This is a genomic window from Pseudomonas sp. 14P_8.1_Bac3, assembly GCF_025466085.1.
In the GTDB taxonomy this organism is placed as follows: Bacteria; Pseudomonadota; Gammaproteobacteria; order Pseudomonadales; family Pseudomonadaceae; genus Aquipseudomonas.
Window position 1 is genome coordinate 153267 of record NZ_JANLOD010000068.1, and the last position, 22915, is coordinate 176181.

The 22915-nt window shown below is 61.6% G+C and carries 22 protein-coding genes; 7 read left to right on the forward strand and 15 right to left on the reverse strand.

The features are described from left to right. The first annotated feature begins 3 nt into the window (after window positions 1-3). The gene (locus NTD84_RS23320) at window positions 4-516 is read left to right on the forward strand and encodes a dihydrofolate reductase (RefSeq protein WP_262170482.1); all 513 of its coding nucleotides are present in this window, start codon (window positions 4-6) and stop codon (window positions 514-516) included. 110 nt (window positions 517-626) lie between these two features. Here NTD84_RS23320 and NTD84_RS23325 read toward each other — a convergent pair whose 3' ends face one another. Beyond that, the gene (locus tag NTD84_RS23325; RefSeq protein WP_262170484.1) at window positions 627-2018 is read right to left on the reverse strand and encodes an L-cystine transporter; all 1392 of its coding nucleotides are present in this window, start codon (window positions 2016-2018) and stop codon (window positions 627-629) included. A 242-nt stretch (window positions 2019-2260) separates the two neighbouring features. Between NTD84_RS23325 and NTD84_RS23330 the strand changes: the two genes are divergently transcribed. Beyond that, window positions 2261-3316: a haloacid dehalogenase-like hydrolase gene (locus tag NTD84_RS23330; RefSeq protein ID WP_262170486.1), complete on the forward strand. Its 1056-nt coding sequence runs from the start codon at window positions 2261-2263 to the stop codon at window positions 3314-3316. 229 nt (window positions 3317-3545) lie between these two features. Here NTD84_RS23330 and ilvD read toward each other — a convergent pair whose 3' ends face one another. The 4 genes from ilvD to NTD84_RS23355 form a co-directional block, all read right to left on the reverse strand. Next, complete coding sequence (gene ilvD, locus NTD84_RS23335) at window positions 3546-5387, reverse strand: dihydroxy-acid dehydratase (RefSeq protein ID WP_262170488.1); 1842 nt, start codon at window positions 5385-5387, stop codon at window positions 3546-3548. A 380-nt stretch (window positions 5388-5767) separates the two neighbouring features. Further along, complete coding sequence (locus NTD84_RS23345) at window positions 5768-6226, reverse strand: REP-associated tyrosine transposase (protein WP_262170490.1); 459 nt, start codon at window positions 6224-6226, stop codon at window positions 5768-5770. 206 nt (window positions 6227-6432) lie between these two features. Next, window positions 6433-7629 (reverse strand): class I SAM-dependent rRNA methyltransferase, encoded by a 1197-nt coding sequence (locus NTD84_RS23350; protein WP_262170492.1) that lies wholly within the window; start codon window positions 7627-7629, stop codon window positions 6433-6435. 190 nt (window positions 7630-7819) lie between these two features. Next, window positions 7820-8359, reverse strand: coding sequence for a type 1 glutamine amidotransferase domain-containing protein (locus NTD84_RS23355; RefSeq protein ID WP_262170494.1), 540 nt, complete (start codon window positions 8357-8359; stop codon window positions 7820-7822). 208 nt (window positions 8360-8567) lie between these two features. Between NTD84_RS23355 and NTD84_RS23360 the strand changes: the two genes are divergently transcribed. From NTD84_RS23360 to NTD84_RS23370, 3 genes are read left to right on the forward strand one after another with little or no spacing between them, the layout of a single operon-like run. Continuing rightward, the gene (locus tag NTD84_RS23360; RefSeq protein WP_262170771.1) at window positions 8568-9383 is read left to right on the forward strand and encodes an HDOD domain-containing protein; all 816 of its coding nucleotides are present in this window, start codon (window positions 8568-8570) and stop codon (window positions 9381-9383) included. Between the two features lie 20 nt (window positions 9384-9403). Continuing rightward, window positions 9404-10216 carry a bifunctional DNA-formamidopyrimidine glycosylase/DNA-(apurinic or apyrimidinic site) lyase gene (mutM, locus tag NTD84_RS23365; protein ID WP_262170495.1) on the forward strand — a complete coding sequence of 271 codons (813 nt, stop codon included), beginning with the start codon at window positions 9404-9406 and terminating at the stop codon, window positions 10214-10216. Window positions 10217-10270: 54 nt separating this feature from the next. Beyond that, window positions 10271-10594: a multidrug transporter gene (locus NTD84_RS23370; RefSeq protein ID WP_262170497.1), complete on the forward strand. Its 324-nt coding sequence runs from the start codon at window positions 10271-10273 to the stop codon at window positions 10592-10594. Between the two features lie 149 nt (window positions 10595-10743). On the opposite strand, the gene NTD84_RS23375 is transcribed toward NTD84_RS23370, so the two are convergent. The 5 genes from NTD84_RS23375 to NTD84_RS23395 all read right to left on the reverse strand — a co-directional run bounded on the left by NTD84_RS23375 (window position 10744) and on the right by NTD84_RS23395 (window position 15528). Continuing rightward, entirely contained in the window at window positions 10744-10995 is a 252-nt protein-coding gene (locus NTD84_RS23375) for a YfhL family 4Fe-4S dicluster ferredoxin (RefSeq protein ID WP_010466792.1), read from the reverse strand. Window positions 10996-11203: 208 nt separating this feature from the next. Beyond that, window positions 11204-11683 (reverse strand): pantetheine-phosphate adenylyltransferase, encoded by a 480-nt coding sequence (gene coaD / locus NTD84_RS23380; RefSeq protein ID WP_045059801.1) that lies wholly within the window; start codon window positions 11681-11683, stop codon window positions 11204-11206. Between the two features lie 115 nt (window positions 11684-11798). Beyond that, window positions 11799-13394, reverse strand: a complete 1596-nt coding sequence (locus tag NTD84_RS23385) for a GMC family oxidoreductase (RefSeq protein ID WP_262170502.1) — start codon at window positions 13392-13394, stop codon at window positions 11799-11801. Between the two features lie 129 nt (window positions 13395-13523). After that, complete coding sequence (locus tag NTD84_RS23390; RefSeq protein WP_262170504.1) at window positions 13524-14069, reverse strand: twin-arginine translocation pathway signal protein; 546 nt, start codon at window positions 14067-14069, stop codon at window positions 13524-13526. A 28-nt stretch (window positions 14070-14097) separates the two neighbouring features. After that, window positions 14098-15528, reverse strand: coding sequence for a coniferyl aldehyde dehydrogenase (locus NTD84_RS23395; RefSeq protein WP_262170506.1), 1431 nt, complete (start codon window positions 15526-15528; stop codon window positions 14098-14100). Between the two features lie 147 nt (window positions 15529-15675). Between NTD84_RS23395 and NTD84_RS23400 the strand changes: the two genes are divergently transcribed. Beyond that, window positions 15676-16347: a TetR/AcrR family transcriptional regulator gene (locus NTD84_RS23400; protein ID WP_262170509.1), complete on the forward strand. Its 672-nt coding sequence runs from the start codon at window positions 15676-15678 to the stop codon at window positions 16345-16347. Window positions 16348-16396: 49 nt separating this feature from the next. Beyond that, the gene (locus NTD84_RS23405; protein WP_262170511.1) at window positions 16397-17251 is read left to right on the forward strand and encodes a sulfurtransferase; all 855 of its coding nucleotides are present in this window, start codon (window positions 16397-16399) and stop codon (window positions 17249-17251) included. Between the two features lie 117 nt (window positions 17252-17368). Here NTD84_RS23405 and NTD84_RS23410 read toward each other — a convergent pair whose 3' ends face one another. Genes NTD84_RS23410 through NTD84_RS23430 form a run of 5 tightly spaced genes read right to left on the reverse strand, consistent with a single transcriptional unit; the run spans window position 17369 to window position 22716 of the window. Beyond that, window positions 17369-18205 (reverse strand): AraC family transcriptional regulator, encoded by an 837-nt coding sequence (locus NTD84_RS23410; RefSeq protein WP_262170512.1) that lies wholly within the window; start codon window positions 18203-18205, stop codon window positions 17369-17371. A 4-nt stretch (window positions 18206-18209) separates the two neighbouring features. Then, window positions 18210-19208, reverse strand: a complete 999-nt coding sequence (locus NTD84_RS23415; RefSeq protein ID WP_262170514.1) for a hydrolase — start codon at window positions 19206-19208, stop codon at window positions 18210-18212. Window positions 19209-19263: 55 nt separating this feature from the next. Beyond that, window positions 19264-19878, reverse strand: a complete 615-nt coding sequence (rsmD, locus tag NTD84_RS23420) for a 16S rRNA (guanine(966)-N(2))-methyltransferase RsmD (RefSeq protein ID WP_262170517.1) — start codon at window positions 19876-19878, stop codon at window positions 19264-19266. After that, the gene (locus NTD84_RS23425) at window positions 19878-21368 is read right to left on the reverse strand and encodes a M16 family metallopeptidase (RefSeq protein ID WP_262170520.1); all 1491 of its coding nucleotides are present in this window, start codon (window positions 21366-21368) and stop codon (window positions 19878-19880) included. Before NTD84_RS23425 ends, rsmD begins: the two co-directional genes overlap by 1 nt. Then, the gene (locus NTD84_RS23430) at window positions 21361-22716 is read right to left on the reverse strand and encodes a M16 family metallopeptidase (RefSeq protein ID WP_262170522.1); all 1356 of its coding nucleotides are present in this window, start codon (window positions 22714-22716) and stop codon (window positions 21361-21363) included. The genes NTD84_RS23425 and NTD84_RS23430 overlap by 8 nt, the downstream gene beginning before the upstream one ends. Between the last annotated feature and the right edge of the window lie 199 nt (window positions 22717-22915).

Genomic DNA, 22915 nt, shown 5'->3' on the forward strand with positions numbered 1-22915 from the left:
GGCATGACTAAATCACTCCCCCTCAGCCTGATTGCAGCCCTCGGTGAAAACCGCGTGATCGGCGTCGACAACAGCATGCCCTGGCACTTGCCGGGGGACTTCAAATACTTCAAGGCCACCACCCTGGGCAAGCCGATCATCATGGGTCGCAAGACCTGGGATTCGCTCGGTCGTCCGCTGCCGGGGCGGTTGAACATCGTGGTCAGCCGTCAGGCGGATCTGCTGCTTGAGGGCGCGGAGGTGTATCCGTCTCTGGAAGCCGCCGTGGTTCGCGCCGAAGCGTGGGCACACGAACAGGGCGTCGACGAGTTGATGCTGATCGGCGGGGCGCAGTTGTATGCGCAAGGGTTGGCGCAGGCGGATCGCTTGTATCTGACGCGCGTGGCGCTGAGCCCGGAGGGGGATGCGTGGTTTCCGGAGTTTGATTTGAATGAGTGGAGGCTGGTGTCGAATGTTGTGAATCCGGCTGAGGGCGACAAGCCTGCGTACAACTTCGAGGTGTGGGAAAAGGCTTAAGAGCTTCGCGGGCAAGCCCGCTCCCACATTAGACCGAGTCGTTGCAGAAAACGCGGTCAACTGTGGGAGCGGGCTTGCTCGCGAAGAGTCCCGCTCAGACAGTGAACGTCTTAAGCGTGAGCCAACTCCGAATGCTCATCCGCCTCGAGCAGCGCCTTGTCCGTCTGCTGCATGATCTGGCTGGTCATCGCCCCGGCCGTGATCGAACCGCTCACGTTCAACGCCGTTCGGCCCATGTCGATCAGCGGCTCAACGGAAATCAGCAACGCCACCAGTGAGACCGGCAAGCCCATCGCCGGCAACACGATCAACGCCGCAAACGTCGCGCCGCCACCGACGCCCGCCACACCGGCCGAACTCAGGGTCACAATCGCCACCAGCGTTGCGATCCACAGCGGGTCCAGCGGGTTGATGCCCACGGTCGGCGCGACCATCACCGCCAACATCGCCGGGTACAGGCCGGCACAGCCGTTCTGGCCGATGGTCGCGCCAAACGACGCGGCGAAACTGGCGATGGACTGCGGGATGCCCAGGCGACGGGTTTGCGCTTCGATGCTCAGTGGAATGGTTGCCGCGCTCGACCGGCTGGTGAACGCGAACGTCAGCACCGGCCAGATTTTACGAAAGAAGCGCAGCGGGTTGATCCCGGCCGCCGACACCAGCAGGCCATGGACTACAAACATCAGGCCCAGTCCGAGGTAGGACACCACCACAAAACTGCCAAGCTTGATGATGTCTTGCAGGTTGGAGCCGGCGACCACTTTGGTCATCAGCGCCAACACGCCATACGGGGTCAGCTTCATCACCAGGCGCACCAAGCGCATCACCCAGGCTTGCAGGGTGTCGATGGCGTTGATCACTTTCTGACCTTTCTCGACATCGTCCTTCAGCAGTTGCAGGGCGGCGACGCCGAGGAAGGCGGCGAAAATCACCACGCTGATGATCGACGTCGGCTTGGCGCGGGCCAGATCGGCAAACGGGTTTTGCGGGATGAACGACAGCAGCAATTGCGGCACATTCAGGTCCGCAACCTTGCCGGCATAGTCGTTCTGAATGGTTTGCAGGCGAGCCATTTCCTGGGTGCCGGCGACCAGGCCTTCAGCAGTCAGGCCGAACAGGTTGGTCAAACCGATACCGATCAGCGCCGCGATGGCGGTGGTGAACAGCAACGTGCCGATGGTCAGGAAACTGATCTTGCCCAGCGACGACGCGTTGTGCAGACGGGCCACGGCGCTGAGGATCGAGGCGAACACCAGCGGGATCACGATCATCTGCAGCAACTGCACGTAACCATTGCCCACCAGATCGAACCAGCCGATCGAGGCTTTGAGCACCGGGTGACCGGCACCGTAGATCGTGTGCAGCGCGACACCGAAGACGACGCCTAGCACCAGCGCGAGCAGGACTTTCCTGGCCAGGCTCCATGGGGTGTGACGGGTTTGCGCCAGGCCGAAGAGCAGGGCGAGGAACACCAGCAGATTGAGAATCAGCGGCAGATTCATAGAGGCTCCGAAAAGTGACTAATGCCAGCCACCTTCCGGGGCAGCTGCGAACCGGCAAGCCTAACAGCTTGATTTCCAATGAATTAATATCAAAAAAGTCTGATAGCTGTCGTTTTTGGAATAAGCGGGTGTCGCTGACAGGGATGCAGCTGGCGCGATAGGTGCGTTGACGGTCGCTGACAGACGAGGACTGTCACACTTATTTGTTAGCGTCGATATCTTTGAATCAGGGAGAACCGTCCATGAAACTCGCACCGAAATTTCTGGCTGCCGCACTCTGTCTGGGTCTTGCCGGCCAGGTCTTCGCCACCGATTTGAAGCATTGGCCGGTCGACCAAGCCAAGGCGCTGGACGCGATGATCGCGGCCAACGCCAACAAAGGTAACTACGCGGTGTTCGACATGGACAACACCAGCTACCGCTACGACCTCGAAGAGTCGTTGCTGCCGTTCATGGAAAACAAGGGCCTGATCACCCGCGACAAACTCGACCCCTCTCTGAAACTGATTCCGTTCAAGGACACCGCCGACCATAAGGAAAGCCTGTTCAGTTACTACTACCGCCTCTGCGAAATCGACGACATGGTGTGCTACCCATGGGTCGCCCAGGTGTTCTCCGGCTTCACGTTGCAAGAACTGAAGGGCTATGTCGACGAACTGATGGCGTCGGGCAAACCGGTTCCGACCACCTATTACGAAGGCGACGTGGTCAAGAATCTCGACGTCAACCCGCCGAAGATCTTCACCGGCCAGGCGGAGCTCTACAACAAGCTGATGGAGAACGGCATCGAGGTCTACGTGATGACCGCCGCTTCTGAAGAACTGGTGCGGATGGTCGCTGCCGATCCGAAGTACGGCTACAACGTCAAACCGCAGAACGTGATCGGTGTGACCACGCTGCTCAAGGATCGCACCACCGGCGAACTGACCACCGCGCGCAAGCAGATCACCGCCGGCAAGTATGACGAGAAGGCCAACCTTGGCCTCGAACTGACCCCGTACCTGTGGACCCCGGCAACCTGGATGGCCGGTAAACACGCGGCGATTTTGACCTACATCGATGAATGGAAAAAACCGGTCCTCGTGGGTGGCGACACCCCCACCAGCGACGGCTACATGCTGTTCCACGATGTGGACGTGGCCAAGGGCGGCATTCATCTGTGGGTCAACCGCAAAGACAAATACATGACCCAGCTGAACGGCATGATGGCCAAGCACGCCGCCGCCCAGGCCAAGGAAGGGTTGCCGGTCACGGCGGACAAGAACTGGGTGATCGTGAAGCCGGAAGAAATCCAGTAAAACCGGGTTGCTCCAATCGCGAGCAGGCTCGCTCCCACAGAGGACTTGTGTTGTTGGCCGGTCTCTTGTGGGAGCGAGCCTGCTCGCGATTAGGACGCCCCACCTTGTAGAGGTGGCTTGGGTCCGGCCTTGTAGGCGCTTCACTACATAGCGCAGGTAATTGGTGTTGCCTGCGAAGAATAAAAATGCCCCGCACTTGGCGGGGCATTTTCATGTCGACGACTGACGCTTACAGCCCGTCAAGCATCGCCTTGTTGCGCACGGCACCCTTGTCGGCGCTGGTCGCCAGCAGGGCGTAGGCCTTCAGTGCGGTGGTCACCTTGCGTGGGCGTTTTTCCACTGGCTTCCAGCCTTTCTGATCCTGCTCGGCACGGCGTCCGGCCAGTTCCTCGTCGCTGATCAACAGGTTGATCGAACGGTTCGGAATGTCGATCAGCACTTTGTCGCCGTCCTGCACCAGACCAATCGCGCCGCCGGCCGCTGCTTCCGGCGAGGCGTGGCCGATGGACAGGCCCGAGGTGCCGCCGGAGAAACGACCGTCGGTGAGCAACGCGCAGGCTTTGCCCAGGCCTTTGGATTTCAGGTACGACGTCGGGTATAGCATTTCCTGCATGCCCGGACCGCCTTTCGGGCCTTCGTAACGGATGATCACGATGTCGCCGGCCTTCACTTCGTCGGCGAGGATGCCGCGTACGGCGCTGTCCTGGCTTTCGAAGATCTTCGCGCTGCCTTCGAAGACGTGGATCGATTCGTCGACGCCGGCGGTTTTCACCACGCAGCCGTCCAGTGCGATGTTGCCGTAGAGGACGGCCAGGCCGCCTTCTTTCGAGTAGGCGTGTTCGACGCTGCGGATACAGCCGTTTTCACGGTCGTCGTCCAGGGTTTCCCAGCGGGTCGACTGGCTGAACGCGGTTTGCGTCGGGATGCCCGCCGGACCGGCCTTGAAGAAGTGATGCACGGCTTCGTCGTCGGTCTGGGTGATGTCCCACTTGGCGATGCCTTCGGCCAGGGTTTTGCTGTGCACGGTCGGCAGGTCGGTGTGCAGCAGGCCGCCACGGGCCAGCGAACCGAGGATGCTGAAGATCCCGCCGGCGCGGTGCACGTCTTCCATGTGGTACTTCTGGATGTTCGGCGCGACCTTGCACAATTGCGGCACGTGGCGGGAGAGACGGTCGATGTCGCGCAGGTCGAAATCGATCTCGGCTTCCTGGGCAGCAGCCAGCAGGTGCAGGATGGTGTTGGTGGAACCGCCCATGGCGATGTCCAGGGTCATGGCGTTTTCGAACGCCTTGAAGTTGGCGATGTTGCGCGGCAGGACCGACTCGTCGTTGTCGTGGTAGTAACGCTTGCACAGCTCGACGATGGTGCGGCCGGCCTGCAGGAACAGCTGCTCGCGGTCGCTGTGGGTGGCGAGGGTCGAACCGTTGCCCGGCAACGCCAGGCCCAGGGCTTCCACCAGGCAGTTCATCGAGTTGGCGGTGAACATGCCGGAGCACGAACCGCAGGTCGGGCAGGCGCTACGCTCGTACTCGGCGACTTTCTCGTCAGAAGCGCTGGAGTCGGCAGCGATCACCATGGCGTCGACGAGGTCGAGACCGTGGCTGGCCAGTTTGGTCTTGCCGGCTTCCATCGGGCCGCCGGAAACGAAGATCACCGGGATGTTCAGGCGCAGGGACGCCATCAGCATGCCGGGGGTGATCTTGTCGCAGTTGGAGATGCAGACGATGGCGTCGGCGCAGTGGGCGTTGACCATGTACTCGACCGAGTCGGCGATGATCTCGCGGCTCGGCAGCGAATAGAGCATGCCGTCGTGGCCCATGGCGATGCCGTCGTCCACGGCGATGGTGTTGAATTCCTTGGCCACGCCGCCAGCACGTTCGATTTCACGGGCGACCAGCTGGCCGAGGTCCTTGAGGTGGACGTGGCCCGGTACGAACTGGGTGAAGGAGTTGGCAATAGCGATGATCGGCTTTTTGAAGTCGTCATCTTTCATCCCCGTGGCGCGCCACAGTGCACGGGCGCCGGCCATGTTGCGGCCGTGGGTGGATGTTTTCGAGCGGTAATCAGGCATGAAGCACTCCGGGCGGCTAATCAGGTATCAAAAGGGAAGTGAGCTTCTATTGACGTCGGGAACACTCAGAAATGGCCGTGTGTCCGGAAGTTGCCGATAACTTTGCGGGATCGCCGCGCGCTTCAGCTTGAGCTCATAAACCCGCCGGGGGATGACTGGCGATGAATGTTCGCGATTCTACACGGCTGGTGGCTGGAGGGAATGGGTTCAGGCGTGGCTACGGCATTCACGAGACGTGTGGCCATCACGCCCGAACCCATCAACGGACCTTTGTAGGAGCGAGCTTGCTCGCGAAAAACCAGAGAGCGGCGCGTGGTCTCAGGCTTCGAGCGTTATCGTTGGCGATCCTCGCGAGCAAGCTTGCTCCTACAGAGTGCAGGTCAGATCCAGATGGCGTCCCATAATGGATAGTCGCCGATACGGTCGACCAATCTTGCTCGCAGTGGATTGGCAATCAGATATCGGGCCGCTGCTTTCAGATCTTCGTCGCGGCGCAGCGCCCGGTCGAAATAACCCTTTTGCCAAACCGGCGCTGAAATCCCCCGAGCCTGATTGATCAAGCGTGCACAGCGAGATTTGGTGGATCGCATCAGATTAGGCATATCCCCGTTATGCAACTCGACCAGCCAGTGAAAATGATCGGGCATAACGACCCAAGCGATCGAACTGGCGCTGCCGTGTTCCTGAGCCCTTTTGAACTCGTTGACCACCAGGCGGCCAATCCGCCAGTCCTGGAAGATAGGCTGCCGCTGCTGGGTGACAGCGGTCAGCATATAAATGCGGCCAGGCTCAGAGTGCCGACCGGTACGTAAACGATGGCCATGTGGCGTGCTGGACATTCCGTTGTCCTCCTCCTCAAGTGGAAGGGAAACGGTAGGCGGTTGTCGACAGGTTGTCGCGCCCACAGTGGGTCAGGATATGTCGTGCCTTACCTGTAGGAGCGAGCTTGCTCGCGAAGGACGTTAACGAAAACGCGGTGATGCTGGTTGTCCGCGGTGTCTATTGGTTCTTCGCGAGCAAGCTCGCTCCTACAATGGGTTGCGGGTTAGCTGTTTGGCAGCAACCGGCAGGTGATGCTCTTGATGTAGCGCGTTTCGGCAATCGCCGGGTGTACCGGATGATCCGGGCCCTGGCCGCCGCGTTCCAGCATCTGGATGTTGCGGTCCAGGTGGCGGGCGCTGGTCAGCAGGATGTTTTGCAGGTCGTCCTCCGGCAGGTGCATCGAGCACGAAGCGCTGATCAGGATGCCGTCCTTGCTGAGCAGGCGCATGGCTTGCTCGTTCAGGCGACGGTAGGCGCCTTCGCCGTTCTTCATGTCTTTCTTGCGTTTGATGAACGCTGGCGGGTCGGCCACGATCACGTCGAAACGTTCTTCGCTGGCTTTCAATTCCTTCAGCGCTTCGAAGACGTCGCCTTCGATGCAGGTCATTTTTTCGGCGAAACCGTTCAGCGCGGCGTTGCGCTCGACGCCGTCGAGGGCGAAGGCCGAGGCGTCGACGCAGAATACTTCACTGGCGCCGAACGCCGCGGCTTGCACGCCCCAACCGCCGATGTAGCTGTACAGGTCGAGGACGCGTTTGCCTTTGGCGTACGGGGCCAGGCGTGCGCGGTTCATGCGGTGATCGTAGAACCAGCCGGTTTTCTGACCCTGAATCACCGGGGCTTCGAACTTCACGCCGTTCTCTTCCAGTGCCACCCATTCCGGCACCAGGCCGAACACGGTTTCGACGTAACGGTTGAGGCCTTCGGCGTCACGGGCCGCGGAATCGTTCTTGAACAGAATGCCGCTTGGCTTGAGCACTTGGGTCAGTGCTGCGATCACGTCTTCTTTATGGGCTTCCATGGTCGCCGACGCGATCTGCACGACGAGGATGTCGCCGAAGCGGTCGACCACCAGGCCGGGCAGCAGGTCGGAGTCGCCGTAGACCAGGCGATAGAACGGCTTGTCGAACAGGCGCTCGCGCAGGGACAGGGCGACGTTCAGGCGATGCACCAACAGCGATTTGTCCAGCGGCAACTTGACGTCGCGCGACAGCAGGCGGGCGCAGATCAGGTTGTTCGGGCTCATCGCGACGATGCCCAGCGGCTTGCCGCTGGCGGCTTCGAGGATCGCCTGGTCACCGGCCTTGAAACCGTGCAAAGGGGTCGCCGCGACATCGATTTCGTTACTGTAGACCCACAAGTGGCCGTTTCGCAGGCGACGGTCGGCGTTGGCTTTGAGGCGCAGGCTAGGCAGGGACATGACGTCGCTCCGGAAAAAAGAGCGGGAGTATAGCGTGTTGAAGTGGTGACGGGCTGGAGGGGCGATGAAACGCCGAAGACGCCTTCGCGGGCAAGCCACGCTCCCACAGGGTTTGCGACGGGCACAGATGACGTGTTTGCCGAAAATCCACTGTGGGAGCGAGGCTTGCCCGCGAAGGCGATTCCAGACGTTACGCAGACAGCGCGCTGATCAACTCACGATTGAACGCCGGAATATCATCCGGCTGACGGCTGCTGATCAGCTTGCCGTCCGTGACCACTTCCTTGTCCACCCAATTAGCCCCGGCGTTCACCAGGTCATCCTTGAGGGTTTTATAGCTGGTCATGGTCTTGCCCCTGACCAGGCCGGCCGACACCAGCAGCCAGCCGCCATGGCAGATCACTGCGATCGGCTTGCCGGCCGAGGTGCCGGTCTTGACCAGGTGCTGGGCATCCTGATCGATGCGAATGGTGTCTGAATTTTGCACGCCGCCCGGCAGGACGACCGCGTCGTATTGCTCGATGCTGGCACCTTTGAAGGTGTGGTCAACCTTGAAGTCGTCCGCCGGTTTGTCGTGATTCCAGCCTTTGACCTGGCCTTCCTTCGCCGAAAGGATGTCGACCTGGGCGCCGGCCTGCTCCAGTGCCTGCTTGGGGCCGGTCAGTTCGACCTGTTCGAAACCATCGGTGACCAGAATCGCAACGCGCTTGCCGTTCAGGGAATTGGACATGACTGCAGCTCCTGACTTGAATGAGAGTTTTGCCCGTGGGCATTACAAAATCCGAAGCCGGGGCCTGAATGAAAGTTCCGGCGATTTGCCCGCCGGTATGTCGGATCCAACTTTATAAAGGTTAGAATCGGCGCCTGTCCCAGAGTGCGTACCTATGTCCCCAGAGCTGACTTCCGAACAGATTCAACAGTCCCTGCAAGGCATCAGCGTGCCAGCCCAGCCGCAGATCATGGTGGATCTGCAGATGGAGCAGTACATGCCTGATCCGGACCTGGAGGTGATCGCCAAGCTGATCTCCCAGGACCCGGGCCTTTCCGGTTCGCTGCTGAAAATCGTCAACTCGCCGTATTACGGCCTGGCCAACAAAATCACCTCGATCCAGCGTGCGGTGAATCTGCTGGGCAGCCGTTCGATCATCAACCTGATCAACGCGCAGTCGATCAAGGGCGAGATGAACGATGACACCATCGTCACCCTGAACCGGTTCTGGGACACCGCCCAGGACGTGGCGATGACTTGCCTGACGCTGGCCAAGCGCATTGGTATCCAGCCGGGCGATGAAGCGTATGCCCTTGGCCTGTTCCACGACTGCGGCGTGCCGCTGATGCTGCAGCGTTTCCCCAACTACATGACGGTGCTGGAAGAGGCCTACGCCAGTGCGAGCGCGGAATGCCGGGTGGTGGACACCGAGAATCGGGTGTTCAATACCAACCATGCGGTGGTCGGTTATTACACGGCGAAATCCTGGCGCCTGCCGGAACACGTCAGCAACGCGATCGCCAATCACCACAATGCGCTGGCGATATTCAGCGACGAGTCTTCGCGTAACAGCCAGCTGAAAAACCTGCTGGCGATCCTGAAGATGGCCGAACACATCTGTGCGTCCTACCGGGTGCTGGGCAACCAGAACGAGGACCATGAATGGAACAGCATCGCGCCGTTGGTGCTCGATTACGTCGGGCTCTCGGACTACGACTTCGAAACCCTTAAACAAACGATTCGCGACCTCGGCACTCACCGCTGAGCGCCTGATCCGAGAATCCCATGCCTGAACTGCCGGAAGTCGAAACCACCCGCCGCGGGATCGCCCCGCACCTGGAAGGCCAGCGGGTCAGTCGGGTGGTCGTGCGTGACCGGCGCCTGCGTTGGCCGATCCCCGAGGATCTGGATGTGCGGCTCTCTGGCCAGCGCATCGTGCTGGTGGAGCGGCGCGCCAAGTACCTGTTGATCAACGCCGAAGTCGGCACGCTGATCAGTCATTTGGGCATGTCGGGCAATTTGCGTCTGGTGGAAGTCGGCATGCCGGCGGCCAAGCACGAGCATGTCGATATCGAACTGGAATCGGGCCTGGCCCTGCGTTACACCGACCCGCGGCGGTTCGGCGCGATGCTGTGGAGTGTCGACCCGCTCAACCACGAATTGCTGATCCGTCTGGGGCCGGAGCCGTTGACCGAGCTGTTCGATGGCGAGCGGCTGTTCCAGCAGTCCCGCGGGCGTTCGATGGCGGTCAAGCCGTTCATCATGGACAACGCCGTGGTGGTCGGGGTCGGCAACATCTACGCGACCGAAGCGTTGTTTGCGGCCGGTATCGACCCGCGCCGCGAGGCCAAGAGCATTTCCCGGGCGCGCTACCTGAAGCTGGCGATCGAGATCAAACGCATCCTCACGGCCGCCATCGAGCGCGGCGGCACCACGTTGCGCGATTTCATTGGCGGTGACGGCCAGCCGGGCTATTTCCAGCAGGAACTGTTCGCGTATGGTCGTGGCGGCCAGCCGTGCAAGGTCTGCGCAACGGAGTTGCGGGAAGTGAAGCTCGGGCAGCGCGCCAGCGTGTTTTGCCCGCGCTGCCAGAGCTGACAGGGCTTAAGGTCTATAGTCAGTATTGTTGATTCCCAGTCGAAGGACCGTGCCATGACCCTGTTTCGAACCCTTGCCGTCGTCGTGCTGCTGAGCGTGGGTGCGCCAGCGCTGGCCGACAACACCGGCAGCGGCGACCCGCGTTACACCATCCAGAATCCCCCGGCGTACGCCATGCTTGGCGACTTGCTGATTGCCCGACCCTTGCTGATCGTGGCCACGGTCATTGGTGCGGGGGCGTTTGTGGTGTCGCTGCCGTTTACCGCGCTGGGTGGCAATGTCGGCGATGCGGGGCAGGCGCTGGTGGTCGATCCGGGCAGAGCAGCGTTCGTGCGGTGCCTGGGGTGTATCGGCGAGGGGTTCGAGCAGCGGGAATGAATCAGGTGGATCTTCGGTGAAGCGGATGGCCTCTTCGCTGGCAAGCCAGCTCCCACAGGGATCTCGGGTGTTCGCACGGTCTGTGCCACACCTCGAACACTGTGGGAGCTGGCTTGCCAGCGATGGCGCCTGTAAAGGCACCGAATGGCTCAAGCCTTGCCGGTAATGATCCGATACTTCGCCATCAACTGTTCTTCAGTCTCCGGATGCGCCTCGTCCAGCGGAATGCAATCCACCGGGCAGACCTGCTGGCACTGAGGTTCGTCGTAGTGGCCGACACACTGGGTGCACAGGTTCGGGTCGATCACGTAGATCTCTTCGCCTTGGGAAATGGCGGCGTTCGGGCACTCGGGTTCGCAGACGTCGCAGTTGATGCAATCGTCGGTGATGATCAGGGACATGCTAACTCCAGCCAGGGCGGACAGCCCTGGCGCAATAAACCAATGCGCGCAATTGTGCCGCATTGGCGCCTGCGATGCACGCAGGTGCGACGTACTGCAGGAGCCAGCTTGCTGGCGATAAATCCGAGGACGCCGCGGGGTGTCAGGTTCCCCACGTTATCGTTGACGTCCATCGCGAGCGTGCTCGCGCCTACAGTGTTTGCGTAGATTATTTCTTGAAGCGTTCGGTCAAGGCATCCGCCACCGCTGGGTGGACAAACTTGGTGATATCGCCGCCAAGCGCTGCGATTTCACGGACCAGCGTCGAGGAAATGAACGAATAACGCTCGGACGGTGTGAGAAACAGGCTTTCCACATCCGGCGCCAGCTGGCGGTTCATGTTGGCCAACTGAAATTCGTATTCGAAGTCCGACACCGCGCGCAAACCACGCAGGAACACATTGGCGTTCTTCTCTTTGGCGAAATGCGCGAGCAGCGTCGAGAAGCCGACGACTTCGACGTTCGGCAGATGTTTAGTGACCTCGCGGGCCAGCTCCACACGCTGTTCCAGGGGAAACAACGGGTTTTTCTTCGGGCTGGCGGCGACGGCGATGATCACGTGATCGAACAGGCGCGAGGCGCGTTCGACCAGATCGCCATGGCCCTTGGTAATAGGGTCGAAGGTACCTGGGTACAACACTCGGTTCATCGCGTCGTCCTGGCGGGAGTCCGTTGGGGAGTCGGATGGTATCGCAGCCTTCCCGGTCGGCCAAGTCGCCTGTTGGGTAAGAAAGCACTATAGACGATGGGAATATTCGCTTTTTTCACGGGTTTTTCAAACGTTCGGCGAGCGAAGTCGCCAGTTGCGCCGTCAGCCCGTAGACCGATAATTGCGGGTTGGCGCCAATGCTGGTGGGGAACAGGGAGCCATCATGGATCGACAGATTGCTCAGTTGATGATGCCGGCCAAGGCTGTCGGTCACCGCGTTTTTCGGGTCTTCGCCCATTGCGCAACCGCCCATCACATGGGCACTGCCCAAGCGTGTGCGGTACAACTCAAGACTCAATCCGTCGATCAGCGTGCGCGCTTCGCCGAGGGTTTTCACGTAGCGCGCGTCGGCGTGCATCGGCATGACCGCATTGGCGCCGCCGGCGAACTGGATCTCCGCCATGCTGTGGAACGCGCGGCGTAACCCGTCCCAGGCGTAGGGTGAAACCTGATAGTCGAGCACCGGCGTGTTGTCGCCGCGCAATTCGACGCTGCCGCCGGGGCTGTCCGGGTGAAAACCGTCCCGCAGCAACGCCAGCATGGCGTGGGTGTGGGGCAGTTTTTCCATGTGCTGCGCGTTTTCCTGGCCAAAGCCGCCGAGCAGGGTGGCTGCCAGCGCCGGATGCAACGGTGGCACTTCGAGTTTGTAAGCCATCCTGCCCGTCGTGCCGTACTGCCATTGAAAATGGTCGGAGTAGATCGACTGCGGCGCGCCATAGAACGGGTTGATCACCTCGTCGAACAACCCGGCGGACATGTTCACCAGGTGCAGGAAGGTCCGTTTGCCCAGGCGCTGATGCGGGTCGGGCGCGTCCGAGCGCAACAGCAGCGCCGGGCTGTTGATCCCGCCGCCCGCCAGCACGTAATGCCGTGCCTTGACCGTGATTGTCCTGCCCGTGGGGGCGACGCAGCGCTCGTCCATCGCCACGCACTGCAGGCCCGTGACCTTGCCATCCTTGATCAGCAATTTTTCGGCGCGGGCGAGGTAAAGCAGTTCGCCGCCGTTTTCCAGGGTCGCCGGGATCGTCGTCACCATCATCGATTGCTTGGCGTTGGTCGGACAGCCCATGCCACAGTAGCCGAGGTTCCAGCACCCACGGACGTTGCGCGGAATCACGTGCCAGCTGTAGCCGAGCTTCTCGCAGCCTTTGCGGATCACGTCGTTGTTGGCATTGGGCGGCACCCTCCACGGTGCGACACCGAGGCGCTGTTCCATTTTCTCGAACCAGGGGGCCATCTCCGCCGGACTGTGGCCTTTGACATCGTGCTCGCGGGCCCAGTGTTCGAGCGTCGGCTCCGGGGTGCGAAAGCTCGAGGTCCAGTTGATCAGCGTGGTGCCGCCCACCGCCCGACCTTGAAGAATGGTGATCGCGCCGTCTTTGCTCATGCGGCCAATGCCTTCCTGATAGAGGCTGGTGTAGGCCTGGTCTTCGAGCAGCTTGAAGTCGCTGCTGGTCTTGAGTGGGCCTTCTTCGATCAGCAGCACTTTGTAGCCGGCGGCGCTGAGGATTTCGGCGGTGGTGCCGCCGCCCGCACCGCTGCCGATGATTGCCACGTCGGTTTCGAGGGTCAGGTCGTCGGTCAGTTGCGCGCCGTTGCGGGTTTTCCAGCCTCGGGCCATGCCTTCGCGGAACGGGTCGGGTACGGGCATCTTTGGGTTCTCTTATTGTTCTGGATGTGGTGGTGAGGCGGCTGGCGTCTTCGCGGGCAAGCCCGCTCCCACATGGATTGCGCACGCCCTGTGGGAGCGAGCCTGCTCGCGAATAGGGCCGACCCGGTCTCAGACCGCAGGCGGCCCGGGATACCCGCAATGCGCCCACGACTCCCGCCGGCTATACCACGCCATCATCACCATTTGCTGCAACGAGCTGTGCCCCATGCGCAACAGGCTTAACGAGCTGTTTTCCCAGCGATGAAGAAAGTGCCGCATCTGCTCGGCACTGGCGTTTTCCCAGCTGCCCCAGACTCCGGTCAGGGGGCCGCGAGTCACGGCCATTCCCAGCACATCAAACAATTGGCGAGTCAGCTTGAGCATTTCCGGCGACAGGTGATCAAGCCCGTTATCCAGGTTTTTCAGGGTGGCCTCGGTCGCTTCCGGCATGTTCTCGGCGGCCACCGCGCCTTTGAGCATCACCGGGATCAGCGCCCGCAAAAACAGCAGGTCGCCGCTGCGCAGGATCGCGAAACCATTGGCCGGGATGCTCGATGAACAGCCGGTCAGGCTCGCGCCCAGTCCGGCGGTGGCCAGAAAAGCGCTGGCCCCGAGGCTGAATTTAAGCAAGCCGCGCCGTGACAGCGCGGGTGTATCGGACAGGCCTGGGCTCATTATTGTTATTACCCGAAGGGGATGTTCGTTAGCGGATAAACAGCTTCTGGATCAGTTTCTGAATGGATTTGCCGTACGGCGGATAGATCAATTTCGCCGCGTTGAAACGCTGTTTGATCAGCACGCCTTTCGCCTTGCTGAACGTCAGGAAGCCTTCGTGTCCGTGGTAATGACCCATGCCTGAAGCGCCGATCCCACCGAACGGCATGTCGTCCTGAGCCACGTGCAACAACGTGTCGTTCAGGCATACGCCGCCGGAATGGGTCTCGTGGAGCACGCGGTTTTGTTCGCGCTTGTCGTAGCCGAAGTAGTACAGCGCCAGAGGACGTGGTCGCTGATTGATGTAGGCAAACGCTTCATCCAGATCCTTGTACGGAACGATCGGCAGCAGCGGGCCGAAGATTTCGTCCTGCATCACCAGCATCTCGTCGGTGACGTTGAGCAGCAGGCTGTGGCTCATGCGGCGGCCCTGGCCTTGGGCAAACAGCGGAATCAGCAGCGCGCCCTTGCTGGTGGCATCGCCGATGTAGCCATTGAGCCGGGCGAGTTGTCGGTCATTGATGATCGCGGTGTAGTCCGGATTGTCCGCCAGGGTCGGATAAAACCCGCGAACCGCCTGACGGTAGGCTTCGACGAAAGCGCCTACGCGGTCTTCCGGCACCAACACGTAGTCCGGGGCCACGCAGGTTTGTCCGGCGTTGAGTGTCTTGCCGAAGGCGATGCGTTCGGCGGCGTCCTTCAGAGGAACGTCGCGGGAAACGATGGCCGGGGACTTGCCGCCCAGCTCGAGCGTGACCGGGGTCAGGTTCTCCGCTGCTGCGCGCATCACATGCTTGCCGATGCTGGTGGCGCCGGTGAACAGCAGGTGATCGAAGCGCAGTCGCGAGAACGCCACGCCGATATCGGCTTCGCCGAGGACCACGCAGACCAGGTCTTCGGGGAAGATCCGGCCCAGCAATTCCTTCAGCAGCAATCCGGTGGCGGGGGTCGATTCGCTGAGCTTGAGCATCACCCGATTGCCCGCAGACAGCGCGCCCACCAAAGGGCCGATGGCCAGGTACAGCGGATAATTCCACGGCACGATCACTCCGACCACGCCCAGCGGCTGATAAACCACTTTGGCCGAGGCGGGCTGGAAGGCCACACCGACCTTGCGCCGCGAAGCCTTCATCCAGCCTTTGAGGTGCTGACTGGCGTAGTGAATGCCGTGCAGGCTCGGCATCAGTTCGGCAAGCAGGGTTTCATCGGCGCTGCGATGGCTGAAGTCCTGGCTGATGGCGTCGATCAGTGCCTGGCGCTCGGTGCTCAACAGATCCCGCAGGGCCTTGAGCCATTGCTGACGCTGCGCCGCAGGCGGCATCGGGTTGGCGGCATACGCTGCGCGTTGGGCGTCAAATCGGGCCTGGAGGTCGTCCAGTGGCTGCTGCAGGTTTTGCAGGTAAGCAATGTCAGCCGTCATGGCCATCTCCGGATTTTATTGTAATGATGAGCTTTTTAGAGTCTATACTCTATAAAGTCAAATGGCATCCTGGCGCAGCTTTGTTTTATCCACTGGCGGATAGGTCGTAAGATGTCCATCAACGCACTCTGAATTAAAGCTCAAGCCATGGCCCCACGAATAAAAACCAGCGAGCGCATCGTGCAGAACAGCCTGGAGCTGTTCAACCAGCAGGGCGAGCGCAGCATCAGCACCAATCACATTGCTGCCCATATGGAAATTTCCCCGGGCAACCTGTACTACCACTTCCCCAACAAGCAAGCGATCATCGCTGTGCTGTTCAGCGAGTACGAAACCCTGGTGGACAGCTTTCTGCGCCCACCGCAGGGGCGCGCTGCCACGGTCGAAGACAAGCGTTACTACCTCAAGGAATTGCTGGCGGCGATGTGGCGCTACCGGTTCCTGCACCGTGACCTCGAACATTTGCTCGACAGCGACCCGGAACTGGCCGCCCGTTATCGGCGCTTTTCCCAGCGCTGTGTGATCCAGGGCACGTTGATCTACAAAGGTTTCGTCGAGGCCGGGATCTTGCAGATGGACCGGGTGCAGATCGAATCCCTGACCCTCAACGCCTGGATCATCCTGACGTCCTGGGTGCGTTTCCTCTGCACGACGCGGGAGAACTCCAATCACTTGAGCGAACAGGCGATCAAGCGCGGGGTTTACCAGGTGCTGGTGCTAGAGGCCGGGTTTGTCACGGATCAGGCCCGGGATGAGGTCAACGCCTTGTTCGAAGAGTTTTACGTGCCGCTGGCCCAGGCATTGGAAGAAGTGGGATAGGCGCGAGGACTGCAGTAGGATTCAGCAACGACAACCACAGGAGCCCGTTATGCCCATTGCGCAACTGATCAGCCCGCAAGCGTTGGACCTGAAGAAGGAACAGCCTGGGTTGGTGATTCTGGATTGTCGTTTTGCCCTCGAAGACCCGGATTACGGGCAACGCAGCTATGCCGAAGGGCACATCGCCGGGTCGAGCTTTGCCGATCTCGAACGTGACCTGAGCGGGACCGTGGTCAAAGGTGTGACCGGACGGCATCCGCTGCCGAAGCCTGAAGACCTGATCGAGCGCCTGCGAGCCTGGGGCGTCAACGCCGACAGCGAAGTGATTCTGTATGACGACGGTCCGGGCGCGTTCGCGGCGCGCGCCTGGTGGTTGCTGGCCTGGCTGGGCAAGCGCGACGGCGTGTTCATCCTCGATGGCGGGCTCAAGGCCTGGCACGCGGCGGGCCTGCCGCTGAGCCTGGATGCGCCGCACATTGAGCGCGGCACCTTCAACGGCACGCCGGACAACGCGCTGCTCCTGAACGCCGAACAGCTCCGGCAACGTCTCGGCCAACCCGCCTTGACCTTGCTCGACGCCCGCGCCTTGCCGCGCTTCAAAGGCGAAGTGGAGCCAATCGACCCGATTGCCGGGCACATCCCCGGCGCGCAATGTGCGGCCTTCACCGACAACCTGGGCAGCGACGGGCGTTTTCTGCCGGCCGATCAACTCAAGCAGCGGTTTGCCGCGAAGCTGGGCAGTCGCTCGCCGACCGATCTGGTGGCGTATTGCGGTTCCGGCGTGACTGCGTGTCACAACCTGTTTGCGTTGTGCCTGGCGGGGTATCCGTTGGGTTCGCTGTATGCCGGGTCGTGGAGCGAGTGGATCAACGATCCTGCCCGTGGCGTCGCCACCGGCGAATAACACCATCCTGTGTGGGAGCGGGCTTGCTCGCGAAGGCGGAGTGTCAGTCGATATTTATGTCTGCTGACATCCCGCCTTCGCGAGCAAGCCCGCTCCCACATTGAAAATTCATCGTCTTCAATATCCCTGCAACTGCCGCGCCTTGCGATACGCCCCCGGCCCAACCCCATACACCTGCTTGAACTGCCGACTCAGGTGGCTTTGGTCAGCGAACCCCAGCTGCGTGGCCACGTCCAGCGGCACACAGCCACCCTGCAACAACGCCCGGGCCCGGGCGATGCGCTGTTGCATCAGCCAGGTGTGCGGTGGCATGCCGGTGGCGCGGCGGAATACCCGGGCAAAGTGGAACGGCGACAGGTTCACCGCTGCCGCGAGTTCTTCCAGGGACGGTGGCGCCGCCAATTGCGATTGCAGCAGTTCCTTGGCCGACGCCACCGCCCGGTGTTCCTTGCCGGGTTTGCCCGCGTCCGGAACGGTGGCATGACGTTGCAGCAACGCCAGCATCATTTCCCGCCAGGCGGTCTGCTGTTGCAGCGCCGTGGACGGACTTTCGAGCAGACGGTGCAGTTGGCAGAAACCCATCACCAGATCCGGATCGCGATACAACGTGGCGCCAAACGCCGGCAAAGTGTGGGTCGGCAGTTCCAGCTCGCTCAACAGCGAGAGGATCTGCCCGCTGTCGGGATAAAACGCCCGGTACAGCCAGCCGTTTTCCGTGCCTTTGTGGCCGGTGTGCAATTCATCGGGGTTGATCAGCACCAGCGTGCCGCTGCCCGCCAGGTGTTCGGCGCCGCGATAGCGATAGCGCTGGGCGCCGGCCATGATCATGCCGATCACGAAGCCATCATGCACATGAGGCGCGAACCGGTGTTCGATGTAGCGTGCGGATAATAGCTCGACCCCGGCCAACGGTGCCGTTTGCCAGAAGTGGATCGACTCGCTTTCGGTCTTCATCGCTTTACTCGCGACCCACGGCGGCCAGCCATTGCGGGATGCGCCGTTCCAGGTAGTAACCCGGGTGCCGGAACGAACCGTCGACGAACCCGACATGCCCACCCTTGGCTTGCAGCTCGAATTGAGTGCAGGCGGACAGTTCCTCGGCTTTCGGCAGGCTGTGGGGGAACACAAACGGGTCGTCGGCGGCCTGGATGATCAGCGTCGGCGTGCGAATCTCGCCGAGGAAATAGCGGCTTGAGGCGCGACGGTAATAATCCTGCGCATCGGTAAAACCGTGCAGCGGCGCCGTGACCCGGCCATCGAAATCCCAGAAGGTGCGCATGTTCTCCAGCGAGCCGAGGGCCGCCAGTTTTGCCAGGCCATCCTCGCGCCCGTCATGCTGGAACTGCCGTTGCTTGTTCTTGATGTAGGCAACCATCTCACGCATGAAGTGCGCTTGATAAACCTTCGAGAACCCTTGGCCGATACGGTCGGCGCACTGATCGAGCCGGAATGGCACCGACACCGCCACCGCGCCGAGCACGCCACTGTCGCTGCCGGTCTCGCCCAGGTGCTTGAGCAGGACATTGCCACCCAGGGAGTATCCGACTGCGTACAGCGGCGCGAGCGGGCGCTTGGCCCGCAGGTGCCTGATAGCTTCGGCCAGGTCTTCACTGGCGCCGGAATGGTAGCTGCGCGGCAACAGATTCGGTTCGCCCGAGCAGCCGCGCCAGTTCAGCGCGACGCTGGCCCAGCCTTGGGCACCCAGCGCCTTTTGTACGCCGGCCACGTAAGGCGAGTTGGAAGAGCCGGTCAACCCGTGCAACACCAGCACCAGCGGTGCCTCGGCGTTGTGCGGGCCGTGCCAGTCCAGGTCAAGAAAGTCGCCATCGTCGAGCCACAGGCGTTCGCGCTCACGTTCGATGTGCGTGGTTTTGCGCCAAAGCGGTCCCCACAAGGTCTGCAAGTGCGGGTTGCCTAAGCCGAAGGCGGGGGTAAAGCGGTCTGACGGAAGGGCCACGATTGCTCTCGATGCAGCGGTGCGCAACCGGTGCGCACCTTTTCAGGCCGGTCGATTAACCGGCGATCTCTGCCATACGTTGCCACAACGAATAGTAGACGCGCCCGGATTTCTGCTCGCGGTGCAGGCGCCAGTTGGCCGGCAAGCCAAGGGTCGACGGCGCGGCTTCACTTTCGGTGTACACCCAGGCGTCGTTCGCCAGCCATTGGCGCTCCTCGAGCAGGGTGCAAACGGAAGGCAAAAGGTTCTGGTTGAACGGCGGGTCGAGGAACACCAGGTCGTAGGCCACCGCCGGCTGGGTTTCCAGGTAACGCAGGGCGTCAGCGGTTTGCACCTGGCCGGTGGTGCAACGCAGGGTGCCCAGGTGCTCCTTCAGGCTGGACACCGCGATGTTGCTGGCGTCCAGCGCCTGAGCCATGGCCGCGCCGCGGGACAAGGCTTCGAGAAACAGCGCACCGCTGCCAGCGAACGGGTCGAGCACCTTGGCCCCGGCCACATACGGCGCAAGCCAGTTGAACAGGGTTTCGCGCACGCGATCCGGCGTCGGGCGCAGGCCCGGTGCATCAGGGAAGCTCAGTTTGCGGCTGCGCCATTCGCCGCCGATGATGCGCAGCTGATTCACGCCGTTGTGCACGTTGTGAACGGGTTTCTTTGGGCGGGAAGTGGCCATTAATGCTCCGGAACCCCGAGCGGTTGCTCGGCAGGTTTATCAGATGGGGCCGGTAACGGCTTTTGCGGCACGGTCGGGCCAGCGGTGACGATGACCATTTTGTCCGTGCTCAGGTGTTTGTTCAGCGCGGCTTTGACCTGCTCGACGGTCAGGCTCTGGGACTGCTGCATGAAGTCTTCCAGGTAGCTCAACGGCAGATTGTAGAAACCCATCGCGCCGAGCTGGCCGACGATGTCCGCGTTGCTGGCGGTGGACAGCGGGAAGCTGCCGGCCAGTTCACGCTTGGCGTCGTCGAGTTCTTTCTCGGTCGGGCCGGTCTTGAGGTAGTCGGCGAGGACGTCCTGCACCAGTTTCAGGGTGCCTTCGCTCATTTCGGCACGGGTTTGCAGGTTGATCATGAACGGGCCGCGGGCCTGCATGGGGGTGAAGCCCGAATACACACCATAGGTCAGGCCGCGCTTCTCGCGCACTTCGCTCATCAAGCGGGTGCCGAAGCCACCGCCGCCGAGGATCTGGTTGCCCATGGACACGGCGGCGTAATCCGGGTCGTCGCGGTCGATGCCCAATTGCGCGAGCATCAGGTTGGTCTGCTTGGACGGAAACTCAATGTGCCCGATGCTGGCTTTCGGCTCGACCGGTTGCGGCAGTTTTGCCAGCGCAGGGCCTTTTGGCAGCGCGCTGGAGACTTGCGCGGCAATCGCCTCGGCTTCCGCGCGGGAAAGGTCGCCCACCAGCGCAATCACCACGTTGCCGGCGGCGTAGGCTTTCTGGTGGAAGGCCTTCAGTTGCTCCAGGGTGATGGCGGGAATGGTTTTCGCCGTGCCGTCGCTGGCGTGCGCGTAAGGATGGTCGCCGTACAAGCGGTTCATCAGCTCGATACTGGCCAGTTTGCCCGGGTTCTGTTTCTGGTATTCGAAGCCGGCGAGCATCTGGTTCTTGATGCGCGCGAACGAATCGGCGGGGAAGGTCGGTTGGCCGACGACTTCGGAGAACAGCTTCAATGCCGGTTCGCGTTTGTCCACGGCACTAAGGCTGCGCAGGGAAGCCAGCGCCATGTCCTTGAACGCGCCGTTGCCAAAGTCGGCACCCAGGCCTTCGAAGCCCTGGGCGATGGCGCCCACATCCTTGCCGGCCACGCCTTCGTTGAGCATCGCGTTGGTCAGCACGGCAAGGCCCGGTGCATCGCCGTCCTGGCTGCTGCCTGCGGCGAAGATCAGGCGCATGTCGAACATCGGCAACTCGCGTGCTTCGACGAACATGACTTTGGCGCCTTCGGCAGTGTTCCAGGTCTGCACATCCAGGCTGCGATGGCTCGGTGCCTTGCCGTCGAGTTCAGCCAGGGACTGCAGCTTCTGACTGGACTTGGCCTTGTCCAGCGCTTCGCTCGCGACGGAGTCGTCGGTCTTCGAGAAATAGAAGGCGGCAGACCCGATCAATACAACGGTCATCAGGCCAACGAAGGCCAGGCGGGATTTTTTACGCTCACTCATGAGGCGTCTCCAGTGGCAGGACATGGGCGACGCTGAGACGTTCGCGGGTGAAATACAGCTTGGCGGCTTTCTGGATGTCTTCCGGGGTGACGCTTTCCAGCTCGGCCAGTTCGGTGTCCATCAGTTTCCATGACAGGCCGACGGTTTCCAGCTGGCCGATGGCGGTGGCCTGGCTGGTGATCGAGTCACGCTCATAAACCAGGCCGGCAATGACCTGCGCCCGCACGCGCTCCAGCTCTTCGGCGGACGGCGCGGTGGTTTTCAACTGATCGAGCAGTTTCCACAGACCGGCTTCGGTCTCGGCCATGGTTTTGTTTTTCTGAGTGTTCGGCGTCGCCGACAGGGTGAACAGGCTGTCGCCGCGGGTGTAGGCGTCGTAGCTCGAGGAGCCGCCGGACACCAGTTCTTCACCGCGCTCCAGCTGCGTCGGGATGCGGCCGCTGTAGCCGCCGTCGAGCAGAGCCGAGATCAGGCGCAGGGCGTTGACCGAGCGCTTGTCTTCAGCGGTGGCGATGCTCGGCACGTTGAAACCCAGCATCAGGCTCGGCAGTTGTGTTTGCACGTGCAGGGTGATCTGCCGTTCTCCGGGCTCGGCCAGTTCCAGCGGGATTTTTGCCGGCGGCACGTCGCGTCTGGCAATCGGGCCGAAGTAGCGTTGAGCCAGGGCTTTGACTTCGTCCGGGGTCACATCGCCGACGACCACCAGTGTGGCGTTGTTCGGCACGTACCAGGACTGGTACCAATGGCGCAATTCTTCGACTTTCATGCGGTCCAGGTCAGCCATCCAGCCGATGGTCGGGGTGTGGTAACCGCTGGCCGGATAGGCCATGGCCTTGAAGCGCTCGTAGGCCTTGGACATTGGCTTGTCGTCGGTGCGCAGGCGACGTTCTTCCTTGATGACTTCGATCTCGCGGGCGAACTCGTCAGCCGGCAGGCGCAGGCTGGCCATGCGATCGGCTTCCAGCTCGAAGGCGACGCCCAGGCGATCGCGGGCCAGCACCTGGTAATACGCGGTGAAGTCGTCGCTGGTGAAAGCGTTCTCTTCGGCGCCGAGGTCGCGCAGGATAAGCGACGCTTCGCCAGGGCCGACTTTCTCGCTGCCCTTGAACATCATGTGTTCCAGCGCGTGGGACAAACCGGTCTGCCCCGGCGTTTCGTAGCTTGAACCGACCTTGTACCAGACCTGGGAGACCACCACCGGCGCACGATGATCTTCGCGCACGACGACCTTCAGGCCGTTATCGAGGGTGAATTCGTGGGTGGGTTGCGGATCGGCAGCGAAGACTGAAAGTGACAGACCAACTGTGCTGAACAGCAGGCCTGCAGCGCGGCGAGCAAGAGCATTCATTCGTTTTTAAACCTGTTGGGCTGCCCGCTTGGTCTTAGCGTCAGCGGGCGAGAGGGTGCTAGGATACTGATCCGTTTTACTGGCGGCCACGCCTATCAGGCCTTTGATCGGTCAGCAGGTTGTCTGGGTTCGCACCGGAAGCTTTGAGTTTGTCAGCTAAACTCTGCGTTTTCGCCGACGATACCCTGCCAGTCCTTCG